1 protein-coding gene is annotated in these 557 nt (G+C 68.9%); it reads left to right on the top strand.

Annotation, left to right across the window (positions count from 1 at the left end):
• On the top strand, positions 1-557 hold a 557-nt coding region (locus L995_RS07405; protein WP_047470629.1), incomplete at both ends, for an HlyD family secretion protein.

Genomic DNA, 557 nt, shown 5'->3' with positions numbered 1-557 from the left:
TGCGTGCCACCGCGCGCCTGGCGGCCACCAACGTGGCCAAGGCCCAGGCCGACATCGAGATCAACGCCCAGAAGATCAAGGCGACGACGGTGAACCGCGCCTCGCTCGAAGCCCAGGTCCAGATGGCCGAGGCGCAGCTGCGCCAGGCCCAGATCAACCTGGACAACACCGTGGTGCACGCGCCCGGCGATGGCCAGGTCAGTGAAGTCGGCGTGCGCCGGGGCCAGTACGTCACGGCCGGCTCCCAGCTCATGTACGTGGTGCCGCACACGCTGTGGGTGGTGGCCAACTTCAAGGAAACCCAGACCGCCCAGGTGCGCATAGGCCAGGCTGTGCGCTTCAGCGTCGATGCGCTGGGCGGCGCCCACCTCACGGGCCGCGTGCTGGAGATCGCGCCGGCCACGGGCTCGGAATTCAGCGTGCTCAAGGCCGACAACGCCACGGGCAACTTCACCAAGGTCGTGCAGCGCCTGCCGGTCAAGATTGCAATCGATCCCGACCAGGAGCTGGCCGCGCGGCTGCGCGCGGGCATGTCGGTGGTGGTGCGGCTGGATACG

This window comes from Delftia sp. ZNC0008, assembly GCF_000799035.1.
Classification (GTDB): domain Bacteria; phylum Pseudomonadota; class Gammaproteobacteria; order Burkholderiales; family Burkholderiaceae_C; genus Comamonas; species Comamonas tsuruhatensis.
Note: the sequence above shows the minus strand (reverse complement) of the source record. Positions and strands in the feature narration are given on the sequence as shown.